1 protein-coding gene is annotated in these 1102 nt (G+C 55.9%); it reads left to right on the plus strand.

Features of this window, described 5'->3' with window-relative positions:
• Positions 1-102 precede the first annotated feature (102 nt).
• Complete coding sequence (locus QT231_RS24185) at positions 103-1095, plus strand: IS30 family transposase (RefSeq protein WP_308339322.1); 993 nt, start codon at positions 103-105, stop codon at positions 1093-1095.
• Positions 1096-1102 lie beyond the last annotated feature (7 nt).

Here is a 1102-nt window from a genome sequence, read left to right on the forward strand (position 1 = left end):
CCTGGATTCATAGAATAACCGCAGCACTTTGGATCACACAGTAGAGGAAGGAGGGCCAGCGCCGGTACCCTCTCGACTTTACCGACCAAAGTGAAGCAGAGCATGGGATACCGACAACTGACCCAGGCCCAACGATACCAAATTTTTGCTTATCTTGAGACTGGCATCAGCCAGCGACAAATAGCCAAAGCTATTGGGGTTCACAGCAGCACCATTAGCCGGGAGATAAAGCGCAATGGGCTTAAGACTGGCTATGCGCCTGAGCAGGCGCAATCGAGAAGTGATCAGCGCCGACGCAGCGCCTGGAAAGTGACGAAGCGCCTGCCCAGCCTGATTCGATGGGTCACTGATCAACTGATGGACGAATGGAGCCCCCAGCAAATTAGTGGCTTCATGGCGAATGCCAACGGCGTTTGCGTAAGCCATCAGTGGATCTATGCGCTAATCTGGGACGACAAGAAACGCGGCGGCGAATTATGGAGGCGACTCCGGCTACCACGCCAGCGGCGCTATCAGCGCCGATTGGCCAAGCATGCGGGATTGGGCAAAATTCCACACCGGGTAGGCATTGAACAGCGTCCCGCCGAAGCGGAAGAAAGGCGCAATATCGGCCATTGGGAAGGCGATACGGTGCTCAAAGGCCACAAAGAATCTGGCCTGGTGACCCTGGTCGAGAGACGCAGCGGTTACCTCTTGGCAGCGCGCCTGTCGACGATCACGGCCACTGGTACGGCTAAAGCGATGACCCGTTTATTAAAACCACGCCGAGGCGCAGTGCAGACCATCACCTTGGATAACGGGTCGGAATTCGCCGAGCACCGACAGGTTGCCAAGGCTGTCTCGGCCAAGACCTATTTTTGCGACCCGTACCGCTCATGCCAGCGTGGCACTAATGAAAACACCAACGGCCTGATTCGGCAATATTTCCCGAAAGGAACGGACTTCCGAAAGGTGAGCGACTCAGCACTGAGGAGAGTCGTTGCCAAGTTGAACAACCGCCCCAGAAAACGCTTGGGGTATCGGACACCGGCACAAGTGTTCCTGGGAGAGTATTCAGGGGCGCTGAAAACCGCAGGTGCTGCGCTTAATGTTTGAATTCAGG

It is taken from the genome of Halomonas sp. SpR1 (assembly GCF_031010175.1).
GTDB lineage: Bacteria > Pseudomonadota > Gammaproteobacteria > Pseudomonadales > Halomonadaceae > Vreelandella.

Bases quoted from the DNA above. Each gene is read 5' to 3' on its own strand.
- QT231_RS24185 (WP_308339322.1), top strand. From the start codon at position 103: ATGGGATACCGACAACTGACCCAGGCCCAACGATACCAAATTTTTGCT.